The sequence below is a fragment of the Parasphingorhabdus sp. genome, from assembly GCF_036964675.1.
Lineage (GTDB): Bacteria > Pseudomonadota > Alphaproteobacteria > Sphingomonadales > Sphingomonadaceae > Parasphingorhabdus.
Genome location: NZ_JBALTF010000033.1, coordinates 1 through 15,626, shown reverse-complemented (window position 1 = coordinate 15,626; position 15,626 = coordinate 1). Strand labels below are relative to the sequence as shown.

Annotated in this window: 15 protein-coding genes and 1 pseudogene; 8 read left to right on the top strand and 8 right to left on the bottom strand. The window is 57.0% G+C overall.

Annotated features, from left to right (window positions below):
• Positions 1 to 9: 9 nt before the first annotated feature.
• From V7665_RS07595 to dusB, 4 genes are all read right to left on the bottom strand, one after another.
• Complete coding sequence (locus V7665_RS07595; RefSeq protein WP_335663934.1) at positions 10 to 2,301, bottom strand: sensor histidine kinase; 2,292 nt, start codon at positions 2,299 to 2,301, stop codon at positions 10 to 12.
• 148 nt (positions 2,302 to 2,449) lie between these two features.
• The gene (locus tag V7665_RS07590; RefSeq protein ID WP_335663933.1) at positions 2,450 to 3,871 is read right to left on the bottom strand and encodes a sigma 54-interacting transcriptional regulator; all 1,422 of its coding nucleotides are present in this window, start codon (positions 3,869 to 3,871) and stop codon (positions 2,450 to 2,452) included.
• 14 nt (positions 3,872 to 3,885) lie between these two features.
• Entirely contained in the window at positions 3,886 to 4,959 is a 1,074-nt protein-coding gene (locus V7665_RS07585) for a two-component system sensor histidine kinase NtrB (RefSeq protein ID WP_335663932.1), read from the bottom strand.
• Positions 4,959 to 5,954 (bottom strand): tRNA dihydrouridine synthase DusB, encoded by a 996-nt coding sequence (gene dusB / locus V7665_RS07580; protein WP_335663931.1) that lies wholly within the window; start codon positions 5,952 to 5,954, stop codon positions 4,959 to 4,961. Before dusB ends, V7665_RS07585 begins: the two co-directional genes overlap by 1 nt.
• A gap of 92 nt (positions 5,955 to 6,046) precedes the next feature.
• On the opposite strand from dusB, the gene V7665_RS07575 reads away from it, so the two are divergent.
• On the top strand, positions 6,047 to 7,240 hold the full coding sequence (locus tag V7665_RS07575; RefSeq protein ID WP_335663930.1) for a bifunctional 2-C-methyl-D-erythritol 4-phosphate cytidylyltransferase/2-C-methyl-D-erythritol 2,4-cyclodiphosphate synthase: 1,194 nt from the start codon (positions 6,047 to 6,049) through the stop codon (positions 7,238 to 7,240).
• A gap of 94 nt (positions 7,241 to 7,334) precedes the next feature.
• Entirely contained in the window at positions 7,335 to 7,850 is a 516-nt protein-coding gene (locus V7665_RS07570; protein ID WP_335663929.1) for a CinA family protein, read from the top strand.
• On the opposite strand, the gene V7665_RS07565 is transcribed toward V7665_RS07570, so the two are convergent.
• Positions 7,799 to 8,284: a type II toxin-antitoxin system RatA family toxin gene (locus tag V7665_RS07565; RefSeq protein ID WP_335663928.1), complete on the bottom strand. Its 486-nt coding sequence runs from the start codon at positions 8,282 to 8,284 to the stop codon at positions 7,799 to 7,801. The two genes, V7665_RS07570 and V7665_RS07565, sit on opposite strands and share 52 nt — an antisense overlap.
• A complete protein-coding gene (gene lipA, locus V7665_RS07560) occupies positions 8,271 to 9,224 on the bottom strand; it encodes a lipoyl synthase (protein WP_335663927.1) in 954 nt (317 codons plus the stop codon). Before lipA ends, V7665_RS07565 begins: the two co-directional genes overlap by 14 nt.
• A gap of 46 nt (positions 9,225 to 9,270) precedes the next feature.
• Here lipA and V7665_RS07555 point away from each other — a divergent pair, with 46 nt between their 5' ends.
• From V7665_RS07555 to putP, 6 genes are all read left to right on the top strand, one after another.
• Entirely contained in the window at positions 9,271 to 10,302 is a 1,032-nt protein-coding gene (locus V7665_RS07555) for a sodium-dependent bicarbonate transport family permease (protein WP_335663926.1), read from the top strand.
• A 3-nt stretch (positions 10,303 to 10,305) separates the two neighbouring features.
• Positions 10,306 to 10,617: a P-II family nitrogen regulator gene (locus V7665_RS07550; protein ID WP_335663925.1), complete on the top strand. Its 312-nt coding sequence runs from the start codon at positions 10,306 to 10,308 to the stop codon at positions 10,615 to 10,617.
• Entirely contained in the window at positions 10,617 to 11,243 is a 627-nt protein-coding gene (locus V7665_RS07545; protein WP_335663924.1) for a carbonic anhydrase, read from the top strand. The genes V7665_RS07550 and V7665_RS07545 overlap by 1 nt, the downstream gene beginning before the upstream one ends.
• Positions 11,240 to 11,866, top strand: a complete 627-nt coding sequence (locus V7665_RS07540) for a pyridoxamine 5'-phosphate oxidase family protein (protein ID WP_335663923.1) — start codon at positions 11,240 to 11,242, stop codon at positions 11,864 to 11,866. The genes V7665_RS07545 and V7665_RS07540 overlap by 4 nt, the downstream gene beginning before the upstream one ends.
• Before the next feature lie 223 nt (positions 11,867 to 12,089).
• Complete coding sequence (locus V7665_RS07535) at positions 12,090 to 12,848, top strand: NYN domain-containing protein (protein ID WP_335663922.1); 759 nt, start codon at positions 12,090 to 12,092, stop codon at positions 12,846 to 12,848.
• A 270-nt stretch (positions 12,849 to 13,118) separates the two neighbouring features.
• Positions 13,119 to 14,588, top strand: a complete 1,470-nt coding sequence (putP, locus tag V7665_RS07530) for a sodium/proline symporter PutP (RefSeq protein WP_335663921.1) — start codon at positions 13,119 to 13,121, stop codon at positions 14,586 to 14,588.
• Between the two features lie 286 nt (positions 14,589 to 14,874).
• Here putP and V7665_RS07525 read toward each other — a convergent pair whose 3' ends face one another.
• Both V7665_RS07525 and V7665_RS07520 read right to left on the bottom strand, forming a co-directional pair.
• Entirely contained in the window at positions 14,875 to 15,270 is a 396-nt protein-coding gene (locus V7665_RS07525) for a metallopeptidase family protein (protein ID WP_335663920.1), read from the bottom strand.
• 134 nt (positions 15,271 to 15,404) lie between these two features.
• A pseudogene (locus tag V7665_RS07520) lies at positions 15,405 to 15,626 on the bottom strand (energy-dependent translational throttle protein EttA); the annotation flags it as partial.

Below are 15,626 nucleotides of genomic sequence, written 5' to 3'. Positions count from 1 at the left end.
CTCTAATCCTCATTTATCAATTTCTGCCATTTGCCCGTCATTTCCGGTAGGGCCAGTCAGCTTCTCGGGTTGCTTCTCTGCCATCCCGTGAGACAATCTTGCCAATTGGGATGGACTGAGCCGGATCGTCACCCTGGTGCCGCCATTCGGCGCGTCACTGAATTTCATCTCACCGAAATGTTCCTCGACAATCTTCTTGACGATCGCCAGGCCCAATCCGGTGCCGCTTGCCCGTGTCGTCATATAGGGCTCGACGATGCGGTCCCGCTCGATCGGCAGGCCGATTCCATTGTCCGTCAGTTCGATGACGACAATCTGGTTTTCCGTGCGAACGGCCAGCTCTATTTTACCGTCAGAGACCTGAAAATCAGCGCTGGTTTCGGCCTTTTGTTCAATCGCTTCGGCAGCATTTTTGATTATATTGGTGAGCGCCTGTCCCAATTGCCGGCGATCGCAGACCAGCGATATTGGCTGATCATCAGAGATGAAGTTGAAGGTGATAGTCGGCCATGCCACATCCTGCATGAACAGGGCCTGTTTCAGGATATCGTCGAGATTCTCCTGGCGGAAAACCGGTTTGGGCATCCGCGCGAAGGAAGAAAATTCATCGACGATATTTCTCAAATCTCCGACCTGACGGACAATCGTGTTGGTGAGATTTTCAAACACGGCGACATCGTCCTTGATACGGGAGCCAAATCTCCGCTGCAATCGTTCGGCGGCCAATTGAATCGGTGTCAAAGGATTCTTGATTTCATGGGCAATGCGTCGCGCGACATCGGACCATGCTGCTCGCCGCTGATCGAGCAATTGCTGGGTTATGTCTTCAAAGGTGATGACATGACCAGTGGGGCCGCCAACAATTTTCACTGCCAGAGTCCGCATATCTGAATCGGAAGCAAATTCGATGATACTATTTTCCACACCATCCTGAATGAGCTCGGCAAATTGCGGTGCCGCCTTGCCGATGTCGACATCAAGCAAGTCATCAATCGGCTTTGAGAGCAGCGACTGGGCTTGTGAATTGACCAGCTTGATCTCGCCTTTTTCATCCAGGCTGATAATGCCGGCGGTGACCGATTCCAGCACCGCCTCGATAAACGCCCGCCGGCTCCCCAATTGCTCGTTCGCTGTAATCAGGGCCGTTGTTTGGGTTTCGAGTTGCTCGGTCATGCGGTTAAAGGCCCGTCCCAGCGTGCCAATTTCGTCATTTTCAAACGTCTTGGGTACTCGGGTGGCAAGATCGCCTTCGGTGACCCGCTTTGCCGCGTGCACGAGGTCGCTGACCGGTTTCACCATCCGGTCGGCAACGATCAGTGCAATCCACAATACCAGTCCGACAATCATCAGAGAGATGGCAAACAAGGCAATATTAAATTGCAATTGCAGGCTTCGGGATCGCGAGAACAGATCTTCATAATCTGCCAGAACCGATTGCGCCCGCTCCCACTGACTGAGCGCCAGCATATCGGAGTCGCGGGCCGCATAGAGGAATATGCGCGATTTCAGATCAAGTGCAGTGACCGCTTCAATCTTGTTCGGTCTCGCGGTTACGACATAATTTTGCCCCTGCTGCAACTGTCTTAGAACCGCATCGGTTATCTTCGGCCGCGAGTCGCCATCATCGGGGTCAACGGCCGCCGCCGTCCGGGCCACGCCATCCTGCCCATATTCGATGATCGCCGATTCATTGAGCTTGCGCGACAAGACCTGAAAGACATAGCCCTCGGCAAATTCCGGACTTTCCAGATCAGCCTGCTGCAAATAATTGCGCAAATCATTGGCCATGGTGATCGTCTCTTCACCAACCTCGCGCTGATTTTGCTCATAATAGCCGCGGGCCAGATCATTTGCATTTTCCAGCATGCCCCGGGCGCGATCAGAAAACCAGAATTCGACGCCATATTGAAACAGCAGCGAGGCAAAAATGACCACCAGCACCATCGGAATGCTGGCCACCAGCGAGAATAAGGCAACCAGCCGGACGTGCAGCCGGCCCTTGCTGCCGATCGAAGACTTGGCCGCGCGGCCCTTTGCAATCCGGCGCCCGAACAGGACCAGCAATGTCATCGCCGGAATCAGGTTGGCGACCAGCAGGGCGGCGGTCAAAGGCGGGGAGATGAAATCGGTTTGATCGGATTGTCGGCTCAACAGAAAATAGGTGCCCAGCATGATCGCGGCAAATAGCAGCGCCACAATCCACTCGACTCGTCTCATGACGGCTTCTTTTTCCGACATGATGGAAAGCCGCCGCAGCCAATTGGGCACACGCTGTTCCGGATTGTGGTTAAAAACCGTCATTGTGCCATCAATACAACAGTTTCGTTGCAGAAAAAGCACTAATATTGCAAAAATATCACGGTTCGACGAAGCAAACCGTCCTTTCGTCGTGACGAGACCGAAAACCGGCCACTTTTGTCCACCGTGACGGAGGCGGCTTCAGGTCTCGCTATTTGGACTCGGACGGATCGATTTGATATTCGTTGAGTTTCTTGCGCAGCGTGTTCCGATTGATACCGAGAATTTTGGCGGCCTTTATCTGATTGCCATGGGCGTGATGCATCATCTCGATCAGCAACGGCTTCTCGAATTTTTCCAGCGCCTGAGCGTATAGATTTTCCTTCTCCGGCGCCGCCATCAACCCCAGCACAATCGACTTGATATGCCCTTCAAATTCCATGTCCGCTGATTCAGCGCGGTCTTCGCCGCGTTCCGTTGCCAGGATTTGACGAATGGCGTCCTCGGAAAGCGTGTCCTCCCTGCCAGTCACGACCAGGCGATAGATCACATTCTTGAGCTCCCGAACATTGCCCCGCCAATAATTGTGGCAAAGCAGATTCATCCCTTCTGGTGAAATCTGCTTGTGCGGCAATCCCTCGGTCATCGCGAGTTTGAGAAAATGTTTGGTTAGCGCCGGAATATCGCTGGAGCGTTCCCGCAGCGGGGGCAATTCGATCGGCACCACGTTGATCCGGTAATAGAGATCTTCGCGGAACTTGCCCTGCTTGATCAGTTCGAGAAAATCATGGTTGGTGGCGGCAATGATCCGGACGTCCAGCTTGACCAGCCCCTTGCCACCGACGCGGTTGATTTCGCCCGACTGCAGCGCTCGCAACAGGCGCGTTTGCGCGTGCATCGGCATATCGCCAATCTCGTCGAGAAACAGCGTGCCGCCCTGCGCCTGTTCGAATTTCCCCGAGGCGCTGGCCACGGCGCCGGTGAAGGCGCCTTTTTCATGGCCAAACAGTTCCGCTTCGATCAGTTCCGATGGAATGGCCGCCATATTGACCGCGATGAACGGACCGGATTTGCGGTGGCCGAGACCGTGAATGGCTTCGGCAACCAGTTCCTTGCCGGTCCCCGATTCGCCAAGGACCAGCACCGACAGATCGTTTTTCAGGAGCCGGGCGATCATCCGGTAGACATCCTGCATCGCCGGGCTTCGACCAACCAGCGGCAGACTTTCTTCATCCATCGACGGTTCGATTGGCTGAATATTCCGTGGCTTCAACGCTTGCCCAACCACCTTGACCAGTTCGTCCAGATCAAATGGCTTGGGCAGATATTCAAAGGCCCCGGTCTCCGAAGCCCGCACTGCGGTGTTGAGGGTATTCTGAGCGGAAATGATGATGATCGGGATATCCGGATGGGTCGCCTTGACGCTGCCCAAAGAGGAAATGCCGTCGCCCTCGCCTTCCCCCAGCCCGACATCGGTCAACAGCAAATCATAGTGGCTGCTGGCCATGAGCGCGTCACGCTCGGCGATCGACTTGCAATTTTCTACGTCATAGCCTTCGGCCCGCAATGCGGTGATGATGACGTGGCTGACCGACAAATCGTCTTCGACTAATATGATTTTTTCTTTGGCCATGGATTGTCCTGACGTCAGCTTTTCGGGGCAACGGGAAGAAACAGGGTGAATCTGCTCATCTCGTCCTGATTTTCACGATCATAGCGGATGCGGCCGTTCATATCGCGCATCAGCTTTTTCACCAGAGCGAGGCCCAGCCCCTGCCCTTCTTTCTTGGTCGAGACAAAGGGCGAGAAAATTTCCCGCTCCAGCTCTGCCGGAACGCCGGGGCCATTGTCGCAGACCATGATCTGGATCGGCAGGCGAATCGCTTCATTCTCGCCCTGGGCGGAGAGGGAGGCGCCGAAACTGTAGCGGGTGACGATCCGGATTTCCGGGTTGTCGAGATGTTTGGTGGCGTCAACGGCATTGGCCAGCACATTGGTCAGAACCTGCATCATCGCGTCCGGATCGATCAGGGCATCCGGCAGGGACGGATCGAATTTGTCCTTGATCTTCACGACCTGGCCAGTGGCCGCCTCGATCGAACGCCGGGCGCGATCGATCAAGGTGTGAATATTCACTGCCTTGGTCTGGGCCGGCTGATTGGACGACAGGGTCTGCATCCGGTTGAGCAGATTGACCACCCGCTCCACTTCCGCGGTGATCATCTGGGTCAGCGGTTTTTGCGATTCGTCGAGCTGCCGGTCGAGCAGTTGCGCCGCGCCTCTGATCGCGGCCAGCGGATTTTTGATTTCATGGCTGAGTATGTCCGGCGCGCGGATTGCGAGATTGGACGGACCACTATTTTCGCTTTCGAGAATGGGACCGTCCTGCGGCATAGGCGACAAGGATATCACCCGCCATTCGGAATCGGATGCCAGCGGATGAATGTCAAAATCGACGATGCCCAGACGGCGTTCATCGCCGGAGACCATCACGCCCCGCGCGGTCAGACTGATGTCCTGCTCGGTCAGAGCCGCATCCAGTCGCGGGTCGGAAAAATGCAGGACATGATCAATCTGGCGGCCGATCAGATTTTTGGCACTGGTGCCGAACAGCGCCTCGCCGGATGGATTGACCCAGCTTACAACATGCTGTGAATCAACGACCATCAAAGCATGGCTGAGCCCTGCCAATATTTGCTCTCCCGAAGGGAAGCCATCCATCAAGCCGCTGCTTTGTTCAGCCAGGGCGTATAAAATTCCTCCAGCATTTTCAGCACAATGTGAGGATCCGCTTCACTATTGGCCCGATTGCGAAATTCTGCCGAACCGGTCAGGCCCTTGGTATACCAGCCGATATGTTTGCGGGCGACCTTGACGCCGACATCCTCGCCATAAAGCTTCAGCATGTCGCGATAATGTTCGTTGAGAATGGCATATTGCGTGGGAATATCCGGATCCGGCAGGGTTTCTCCGGTCTTGAACCAGTGCATGAACTGACCCAAAAGCCAGGGCTTGCCATAGGCGCCGCGGCCGATCATCACACCATCGGCGCCGCTTTGCTCGAGCGCCGCCTGGCCGTCTTCGATCGAGCAAATGTCGCCATTGACGATGACCGGCAGGGAAACCGCCTGTTTGACCTTGCTGACAAAGGTCCAGTCGGCGCTGTCCCGGTACATCTGACAACGCGTCCGACCGTGCACGACGATCATCTTCGCGCCAAGATCTTCCGCAATATGGGCCAGTTCCGGCGCATTCAGACTTTGATGATCCCAGCCCATTCGCATTTTTACCGTGACCGGCACATTGACCGCCTCAACCGTCGCCTTGATCAGTGATGCCGCCAAAGGCAGATCGCGCATCAGAGCCGAGCCGGCATCGCCGTTGACGACCTTTTTCACCGGGCAGCCCATGTTGATGTCGATAATCTGTGCGCCGCGATCTTCGTTGAGCTTGGCAGCTTCAGCCATGGTGACCGGATCACAGCCGGCAAGCTGCATCGACACCGGCTCTTCGATCGGATCCCAGGCACATTTCTGCAAGGACTGACGGGTTTCCCGGATCATTGCCTGACTGGCGATCATTTCGGTCACATTGAGTCCGGAACCGAAGCGCCGGACGAGTTTGCGAAACGGCAAATCGGTGACGCCGGTCATCGGCGCCAGAATCACCGGGCTTTCAATTTTCAAATCGCCAATAAATATGGGGTCAAGTTTCATACATGCTGCCTAAAATTTAAGCAGCCTCTATCGTCAAATCAATTATGAGGCAAGAATTGCTTCATCCGTTTTCTCAGAGTAGATCGCGGTTCATGGTTGAAACCCGTGATCCTTCCGAAAAAACCCATGCGTTGATCGTGGCCGCCGGCGTCGGCGCGCGGGCGGGACTGGACCTTCCCAAGCAGTTCGAACCGATTGGCGGGAAGCCGATGGTCCGGCATAGCGTCGAGCGGCTTTCGTCCCACCCCGGCATTGATCAAATCTGGGTCGTGGTGGCAGCTGGACAGGAAGAGCTGGTAAAACAGGCTCTTGCCCCCCTTTCCTCCTACAGACTCGTGATCGGCGGTGCTACGCGCCAACAGTCAGTCTACAATGGACTGGTCGCGATCCGGCAGGCCGGTGGCGGCCAATATATACTCGTCCATGATGCCGCGCGGCCATTTGTGTCGCATCAAGTGGTCGACCGGCTGCTCGATCGACTGAAAAGCGCAGCGGCCGCTATCCCCGTTCTCGCCAGCGTTGATACGATGATAGAAGTGCGAGGCGAGCAGCTCGATCGTACCGTGGATCGCAACAGCCTGTGGCGGGTGCAAACGCCGCAGGCCTTTGACTTTTTGAAACTCGTCGCGGCGCATGAAAATTTCAAAGCGGGCCAGGATGCCAGCGATGATGCGCAAATATTCGAGGCTGACGGTCACGCCGTGTCGATCGTCGAAGGCGATGAAGCGCTCAAGAAATATACATTGCCAGCTGATTTTGCCGAAAAAGGAACAGAGCATATGCGCCAGACACGCACCGGAATGGGCTATGATGTCCACCGCTTGGCCGTCGGCGAGCAATTGTGGCTCGGCGGCGTGAAAATCGATCATGACAAGGGTCTTGCCGGGCATAGCGATGCCGATGTTCTGCTGCACGCGCTGACCGATGCCCTGCTCGGAACCATCGCGGCCGGCGACATTGGTGACCATTTCCCGCCCTCGGACCCGCAGTGGCGCGGCGCGGCATCGGCGCAGTTTGTCAAATATGCGGCATCGCTGATCGCCGACAAGGGTGGCATCATCCATAATGTCGACATGACGGTGATCTGCGAAGCCCCCAAGATCAAACCGCACCGGGAGGCGATTCAGCGCAATATTGCCGAAATATTGTCGATTGCCATGGATCAGGTCAGCGTCAAGGCGACCACCACCGAGGGGCTTGGCTTTGCCGGTCGCAAGGAAGGGATTGCGGCTCAGGCCATTGCCACTATTTCACTAGAGGAAATCAGGGTGAATGCTGATCGCTGAATCGGCTGATTTGCGTTTTGCCCGTTCGGCAACAGCGAAAACAGGACATTGCCATTTGCAAAACACCGGCATGATGCGCTAATCGCGACGCCATATGAAAAATCTCCTTCCCCCCGAACTTGTCGCATTGGCGACAATGGTCATCGAGAAAAATCGCGCCGCCGGTCGTCGGATTACCGTCGCCGAAAGCTGCACCGGTGGTCTGGTCGCTGCGGCCCTGACCGAAGTCCCGGGATGCAGCGATGTGTTCGATTGCGGTTTCATCACCTATTCCAATGGCGCCAAGCAGAATATGCTGGGCGTAAGCGGTGACTTGCTGGAAACATTTGGTGCGGTTTCGATCGCGGTGGCGTGGGAGATGGCACAAGGCGCTCTGGAAGCTTCCGGCTGTGACGTGGCAGTGGCGATTACCGGCGTTGCCGGTCCAGATGGCGGCACCGAGAAAAAACCGGTTGGTACCGTGGTGTTCGCCAAGGCCGAAAAAGGCAAAAGCGTCGATGATGTGGTTGCTGACCGGAAAATTTTTGGCGCAGACAAGAGTCGCGCAGACATTCGGCTTCAGGCCGTGCTGGTTGCGCTGGAACTGCTGTTGCCCGAGGATAGCGAGTAGCTGTTGCCATAGATTTCGCCAGCGCGATCGACAAATGCGCTGGTCATCTTGTGCAGCGCCTTGGCGAACATTTGCCCAGCCAGTTTCTGGAACATCCGGTTTTTGAACGTGAACTCGACGTAAAAATCGACATGGCATCCGCCGCCATCGCGCGCTCTGAAACGCCATTCATTGTGGAGTTGCTTGAGCGGGCCGTCGAGATAGTCGACATTGATCGACTGATTGTAGGATTTGATAACCCGCGATGAAAATTGTTCGCGCAGACCTTTGAAGCCGACGAGAACATCGGCCAGCATTTCCACTTCGCTGTCGGACCGGATCCGCGTTCCCACCACCCAGGGCAAAAATTCATGATAGCGCCCGACATCGGCCACCAGCGCGTACATCTGCGCCGCGCTATAGGGTAGGTCGCGCGTTTCCCTATGCGCCGGCATTCGATGTACCTGAACGCGCCAGTTTTTCCTCACGCGCCTGCCGCATTTTGGCAAAATCATCGCCGGCATGATAGCTGGACCGGGTCAGCGGGCTGGAGGCAACCAAAAGGAAGCCTTTCGCGCGCGCGACCGAAGCATAAGCATCAAAAGCCTGCGGCGTGACAAATTCACTGACCTTCACATGTTTGGTCGTCGGCTGCAGATATTGGCCCATGGTCAGAAAGTCGACGCCAGCGCTGCGCATGTCATCCATCACCTGATGCACTTCCAGTCGCTGTTCACTCAGTCCGAGCATGACACCCGACTTGGTGAAGATCGAAGGGTCGAGCCGCTTGACCTGTTCCAGCAGACGCAGCGACGCATAATAACGCGCACCGGGCCGAATCGTCGGATAAAGCCGGGGAACGGTTTCCAGATTGTGATTATAGACATCGGGCCGGGCCGCAACAATCGCCTCGACCGCCGCTTCCGACTTGTTGCGGAAGTCCGGCGTCAATATTTCGATCGTGGTATTCGGCGTCGTCCGGCGCAAAGCCTCGATCACCTTGACGAACTGGCTGGCCCCGCCATCGGCAAGGTCATCGCGGTCGACCGATGTCACGACAATATGCTGCAGCCCCAGTTTGGCTGCGGCATCGGCAGTATGCTGCGGTTCGAGAGCATCAACCGGCATCGGCATACCCGTCTTGACGTTACAGAAAGCACAGGCCCTTGTGCAGACATCACCGAGGATCATCACGGTCGCATGCTTCTTGGTCCAGCATTCGCCAATATTCGGGCAAGCGGCTTCTTCGCATACCGTATTCAGCTTATGCTCTCGCATCAACGCGCGGGTTTTTTCAAATTCTGCGCCCATGGGAGCTTTGACGCGAATCCAGTCAGGCTTCCGCAGACGTTCAGGGCGCGGTTCCGGCGGTGTGATCTTTGTGATTTCGTTCATTTCTATCAGATAGCGATGCACATCCCGCTTGCCAACCGCGATATGCTTGCTAATCGACTATCAGTTTCAGGGGGCAAGCAACGCGATGATCATCGAAACACTCACATCACCGGTGATTTTGTTTTTCATCCTCGGCTTTTTTGCCGCCTGCATCCGCTCCGATCTCACCATCCCGGAACCCTTTGCCAAAGCCATGTCCATCTATCTGATGGCGGCAATCGGCCTGAAAGGCGGCGTGGAAGTCGCCTCGACGGGTTTTTCCAGCGAATTGCTGTCCGCCGCAATCGCGGGCATCACGCTCGGCTTCACCCTGCCGATCCTTGCCTTCTTCCTGCTGCGATCCTTCGGCAAGCTGGACTCCATTGATGCCGGAGCGGTCGCGGCCCATTATGGGTCGGTCAGCGTTGTCACCTTTGTCACGGCCATCGAACTTTTAACCGGACAGGGCATGCGGCCAGACGGTTTCATGGTTGGCGTCATGGCGCTGATGGAAACGCCAGCGATCATCACCGGCCTGTTGCTCGCCAGAGCCTATGCCAAGAAGACGGAGTCGCAGAGTGGTCCAAAGGACAATGGCGGCGGAGGATCGAACCTGCTGCATGAAGTGCTGACCAATGGTTCGGTCATTCTGCTGCTTGGCGCCTTCGCCATCGGCATGGTCGCCGGCGAGGTCCGTTTCGAACCGATCAAACCCCTGTTTGCCATCGGCTTTAACGGGGTATTGTGCCTGTTCCTGCTCGACATGGGCCTGATCGCTGCCCGGCGGCTGCTGCAAACCAAGAAAATCACCATAAGGCTTGCTGCGCTGGCGGTGATGCTGCCGCTTATCAATGGCAGCATCGGAACATTGATCGGCACGCTGGTCGGCCTTGATCCCGGTTCTGCGGCGATATTGGGGGTGCTGTCGGCCAGCGCCTCCTATATCGCGGTCCCGGCAGCGATGCGACTGGCCTTGCCGCAGGCGGATCCCGGCATTTATCTCTCGATGTCGCTCGGTATCACCTTCCCTTTCAATATTATTTTCGGTATCTCGATATTTGCCGCGCTGGCCAATTTCCTGGCGCCGATATTGGGGTAAATCATGGTTGCAACCGTCCAGCGCAAACGCATCGAAATATTGGTCGACACCCCCCTGGTTCCCAGAATTATCGCGATCATCAAAAAGGTCGACATTTCCGGCTGGAGCGTGATCAAGATCGCCTCGGGCGGCGGCCGCGATGGTCGCTGGGATCATGACGAGGTCACCGGAGCGGCAGCGAAATCGATTGTCCTGATGATCGCCAGCGAGGAAAAGGCCGGACTATTCGCCGACGAGGTCGCTCCCTTGCTGGAAAGCCACGGCCTGCTGATCACCATCGGCAATGTCGAAGTTGTCCGTGGAGAGCGGTTTTAATGCCTGAATTCAATGCCTTGCTCGATGGATATAAGAGATTTCGCGAATATAGCTATCCGCGGCAAAAGGCGCGGTTCGACGAACTTTCCAAGGACGGCCAGAATCCGCCGGTCATGGTCATTTCCTGCTGCGACAGCCGGGTCGATCCAGCGACGATTTTCGACACCGGACCGGGCCAGATGTTCGCGCTGCGCAATGTTGCCAATCTCGTGCCCCCCTTTGACAGTCGTGGCGGGATTCACGGCGCTTCTGCAGCGATCGAATTCGGCGTGACCGGGCTGAACGTCAAACATGTCGTGGTCATGGGCCATGGCCAGTGCGGCGGCATCAGCGCGGCGCTCAAGGGCGGTGATCTCGGGGTTGCGGGGCACAGCTTCATCGACGACTGGATGTCGATCATTACCGATGCCCGGAACAGGGTGGTCGCAGATGGTCCCGAAGACCCGCAGCGGGCATTGGAACTGGAAGCGGTCAAGATCAGTCTCGCCAATTTGCGCACCTTTCCGTTCATCGCCGAGCGGGAGACAAGCGGCGAACTGAAATTGCACGGTGCCTGGTATGCGATTGGCGAAGCGACTTTGTTCACGCTCGACGAAACCAGCGGCGAGTTTTCTGCGGTCGGATGACCGGCGTCAAAGAAGAATCTTTTTTCAATGACTTGGACCTGTCTCTTGAGGAAGCCTGGGAGCTTCTGAGCGAGGGAGCAACAAACCGTCATTCGCCGCTGCACACGCCCGCCGTCGGGACCGTCACCAGCTCTGGCACACCGAGCCAGCGGATCATGGTCTTGCGCGCGGTCGACCGGGACAATCGCCGCTTGCGCTTCAACAGCGATCATCGGGCCTCAAAAGTGGCTGATATCGACCATGGCGCCGCCATTTCGGTGCTCGGCTACCATCCCGGGGCCAAGCTGCAATTGCGCCTGTCCGGCATCGGCAGCGTGCAAACCACCGGCCCAGAGGCGGATGCCGCGTGGCAGCAAGCCTCACTCTATGGCCAGCGCTGCTATCTCGCCGATCCCGCACCGGGCAGCCCGGTCAAGGCGCCGACCTCCGGCCTTGATCCGGGAATCGAGGGCCAGAAACCGACTCCGGAACAGGTCGCCCCTGCCCGCGCCCATTTTGCGATATTGCTGGTCGAGGTGCAAAAAATCGAATGGCTCTATCTCGCCCATGGTGGCCATCGGCGCGCCATATTCTATTGGAATGCGGCGGCGAGTCGCTGGGATGGCAGATGGCTGGTTCCCTGATTGCCCGCGCCATCGGCTGCTGAACTTTACAAAACTTGCACGGTTATATTTAAAATTGCCTACGCCCCGAATCTGGCAAAAATCAACCATCCGCACGAGGGCTATTCGCGCGATGTGGGCACAGTTCCTGTCAAAGAGCCACGCCAAGCATATAGGATGCGACCCGCTGCAGGACAGCGCTTTTCCGCTTGAATGAACTTCAACGGCGGTCCATCATTGGCTGATGAAACAACATAATGACAATATCGCCCTGCTGATCGATTCCGACAATGCCAGCCACAATGGCATCGACCCGGTGCTGACCGCGCTGGCCGAACTGGGGACGGTCAATATCCGCCGCGCTTATGGCAACTGGACCAAGAGCGCGCTGAAGGGCTGGGAGAGAATTCTCCACAAATATGGCATCGAGCCGCAACAGCAGTTCGACATGACCAAGGGCAAGAATGCCACCGACATGAAGATGACGATCGACGCCATGGACCTGCTGTTTCGCGGCAACATCACCGGCTTCGGGATCATGAGCAGCGACAGTGACTTCATGCCGCTGGCGATGCGGATCAGGCAGGAAGGCCTGCCGGTCTATGGCTTTGGCAGCGCCAAGACGCCGGAAGCGTTCAAACAGGCGTGCACCCGCTTTATCGACGTTGATGCGTTGATCCAGGTGGACAAGCGCAATCGCGGCGGCACCAAGAGTGACGTCACGACGTCAGCCAAAGCGGAAAGCCCGAGCGGTGCAAGCGACAGCAGCGGCAAGGTCGATGACGAATTGCTCAACCTGCTGATCGATGCCTATCAGGCGACCAAGCGCGACGCCGAGGGCTATGCCAGCCTGAGCGAAGTCGGCAAGATCGCCGGCAACCGGTCGAGCTTTGATGTCCGCAACTATGGATTCTCCCGGCTGTCGGAAATGTTTGAATCGGTGCCGAATTTCCAGACCAAGCGCGATGAGCACGGGAATTTGTTCGTCAAGCGGCTGCGGTAGAACGCTTCCGGGCGATTTGTCATTCCCGCGCAGGCGGGAAACCAGATAGCGCGCTCTATCCGCGATAATCAGCCTTTGCATGTTGCGGGCTGGTGACGCTTTCACTGTCCGGAATCAGGTCGGGAGGCACAGTCAGTTCGCTCTGGATCCCCGCCTGCGCGGGGATGACAAGTACGAAGTCGCTCGATTGTTGACGCCAAGACGCGCGGCTTTTGCACTCCCAAAAAAGGCAGGTGGTGACTTCCGGGTTAAAATCGCTATGACCGTCTGATGCAAACCGGAGCCCTGATTTCACTCGCCCTATATTTCATTGGTATGTTGGCCATTGGCTTTTACGCCTGGAGCAAGTCCACCGACAGCAGCGAAGGCTATTTGCTCGGTGGCCGTAATCTCCATCCTGCCGTCGCCGCCCTGTCCGCCGGCGCTTCGGATATGTCGGGCTGGCTGTTGCTCGGCCTGCCCGGTGCGCTTTATGCGGCGGGACTGGTCGAAGTGTGGATCGGCATCGGGCTGTTCGCCGGCGCACTGGTCAACTGGATCGTCGTTGCACCGCGCCTGCGCGAGCAGACCGAAAGACTGGGCAATGCCCTCACCATCCCCGAATTTCTCGCCAACCGTTTCCCCGACAAGGCACTGGCCCTGCGGGTGACCTCGGCGATCATCATCGTCTTGTTCTTCGCTGTCTATACCGCAGCCGGCCTGGTCGGCGGCGGCAAATTGTTCGAAACCAGCTTTGCCGGTCTGTTCGGCGACACCGGGATGAGCGACTATATGACCGGCATCTGGATGACCGCAGGCGTCGTGCTCGCCTACACGATGGTTGGCGGGTTTCTTGCCGTCAGCCTGACCGATTTCGTTCAGGGCTGCATCATGGTCGTCGCGCTGGTGCTGATGCCGATTGTCGTGCTGTCCAATGATGGCGGGTTTAGCGCCGTGACCGCCAATCTCACCGCGATTGACCCCGATTTTCTCAGCCTGACCGCCGGATTGTCGTTCATCGGCTTTCTCTCGGCAATAACCTGGGGCCTCGGCTATTTTGGCCAGCCGCATATCATCGTCCGCTTCATGGCGATCCGCTCGATCCCCGACGTCGCCAAGGCGCGCACCATCGGCATGAGCTGGATGGGTGTCGCATTGCTCGGCGCAATCGGGGTCGGCATCACCGGCCGCGCCTATGTCGAGATGAACGGAATGGTGCTCGAGGATCCGGAAACCATCTTCATCCTGCTGGCGAATGCCCTGTTCCATCCGCTGATCACCGGCTTCCTGCTCGCCGCCTTGCTGGCTGCGATCATGAGCACGATCAGCTCGCAATTATTGGTGTCGTCGAGCTCGCTGACCGAAGATTTCTACCGCCTGTTCCTGCGCAAAAATGCCAGCGAGCGGGAAACCGTCAATGTCGGGCGGCTCGCGGTGGCGCTGGTCGCGCTGGTGGCGATCTATATTGCCCGCGATCCGGACAGCAAGGTCTTGGGGCTGGTCTCCAACGCCTGGGCCGGCTTTGGCGCGGCCTTCGGGCCGTTGATCCTGCTGTCGCTGACCTGGAAGCGGATGACCGGTGCTGGCGCGGTCTCCGGACTGGTGACCGGCGCGCTGGTGGTGATATTCTGGATCGCGATGGGCTGGAACGCCAGTTTCATGGGCGGACCCGGGGTTTACGAGATTATTCCTGGGTTTACTGCGGCGATGGCGGCTATTGTTGGGGTTAGCCTGGCGGGGAAGCAGCCAGCGACCGCTTGATAAGGCCGGTCATTTTTAAGAGAAATTATTGCGCTCCCCTTCTCCCCTGAGGGAGAAGGATGTGAAGACTTGCGAACTTGTTCGCTAGTCGTGGCTGGATAAGGGTGCACTGCGCGCACCGCAATATTTGTTCCCCGTCATACCGGACTTGATCCGGTATCCAGAGCGTCAAGCCACAGCGATCCATGATTACGGCTCTGGATGGTGAATCAAGTTCAGCATGACGACGTGCTCCGAATGGCGCCTCATCAAACTCAACTTCTTCAGTTGTTGCAGCGTCGAGCCGTTAATCGTCCGCGCTATCCTCGATCTGGTGCATGTCTGCATCAGATAGCCCGAAATGATGCCCGACTTCATGAACCACAACGTGCTGGATCAACTTGTCAAGTTCCACCCCGGTCGCTTGCATTTCATTGAGCAATGGGCGTCGATAGAGAGTGATCCGGTCCCCCTGCCCGTTCGGAATCGACCAAGGTGATTTCTCGCCGACTGGCACACCCTGATAGAGGCCGCAAAGTTGCAGAGGGCTGTCCAATCCGAAATAGTCGAGAATTTCCTGTGCAGGCCAGTCATCAATTCGCAGCACGATATCGCCCAGATAATCAGCAAAGGGCGAGGGAATATTTTCGAACGCCTGGCGGGCCCTGCGTTCAAATTCTTCGATTGCGGTGGGATCACTCATATTCTCAAGATAGTGAGCCCCAACGCTGATAAAAGGAAAATCAGCGGTTAATTGACAGATACTGACAATCGGACAAACTCACGGCGGGAAATGGCCTGAAATATTGCATTCGCAACCCATTCCCCGCGAAAAACCTACCTAGTCAGCTTCTTATAAGCCACCCGTGTCGGTCGATCCGCGGCATCGCCCAGTCTCCGGCGCTTATCCTCTTCATAGCTCTCGAAATTGCCTTCAAACCACTCCACATGGCTGTCGCCTTCAAACGCCAGGATATGGGTGGCAAGCCGATCGAGGAAGAAGCGGTCATGCGAGATGACCACGGCGCAGCCAGCGAAGCTTTCCAGCGCGTCTTCGAG

What these genes read in the sequence shown, in the direction of transcription:
- V7665_RS07595 (WP_335663934.1), bottom strand. Translation starts at nt 2,301, where the DNA reads ATGACGGTTTTTAACCACAATCCGGAACAGCGTGTGCCCAATTGGCTG.
- V7665_RS07590 (WP_335663933.1), bottom strand. Translation starts at nt 3,871, where the DNA reads ATGGCCAAAGAAAAAATCATATTAGTCGAAGACGATTTGTCGGTCAGC.
- V7665_RS07585 (WP_335663932.1), bottom strand. Translation starts at nt 4,959, where the DNA reads ATGGATGGCTTCCCTTCGGGAGAGCAAATATTGGCAGGGCTCAGCCAT.
- dusB (WP_335663931.1), bottom strand. Translation starts at nt 5,954, where the DNA reads ATGAAACTTGACCCCATATTTATTGGCGATTTGAAAATTGAAAGCCCG.
- V7665_RS07575 (WP_335663930.1), top strand. Translation starts at nt 6,047, where the DNA reads ATGGTTGAAACCCGTGATCCTTCCGAAAAAACCCATGCGTTGATCGTG.
- V7665_RS07570 (WP_335663929.1), top strand. Translation starts at nt 7,335, where the DNA reads ATGAAAAATCTCCTTCCCCCCGAACTTGTCGCATTGGCGACAATGGTC.
- V7665_RS07565 (WP_335663928.1), bottom strand. Translation starts at nt 8,284, where the DNA reads ATGCCGGCGCATAGGGAAACGCGCGACCTACCCTATAGCGCGGCGCAG.
- lipA (WP_335663927.1), bottom strand. Translation starts at nt 9,224, where the DNA reads ATGAACGAAATCACAAAGATCACACCGCCGGAACCGCGCCCTGAACGT.
- V7665_RS07550 (WP_335663925.1), top strand. Translation starts at nt 10,306, where the DNA reads ATGGTTGCAACCGTCCAGCGCAAACGCATCGAAATATTGGTCGACACC.
- V7665_RS07545 (WP_335663924.1), top strand. Translation starts at nt 10,617, where the DNA reads ATGCCTGAATTCAATGCCTTGCTCGATGGATATAAGAGATTTCGCGAA.
- V7665_RS07540 (WP_335663923.1), top strand. Translation starts at nt 11,240, where the DNA reads ATGACCGGCGTCAAAGAAGAATCTTTTTTCAATGACTTGGACCTGTCT.
- V7665_RS07535 (WP_335663922.1), top strand. Translation starts at nt 12,090, where the DNA reads ATGAAACAACATAATGACAATATCGCCCTGCTGATCGATTCCGACAAT.
- putP (WP_335663921.1), top strand. Translation starts at nt 13,119, where the DNA reads ATGCAAACCGGAGCCCTGATTTCACTCGCCCTATATTTCATTGGTATG.
- V7665_RS07525 (WP_335663920.1), bottom strand. Translation starts at nt 15,270, where the DNA reads ATGAGTGATCCCACCGCAATCGAAGAATTTGAACGCAGGGCCCGCCAG.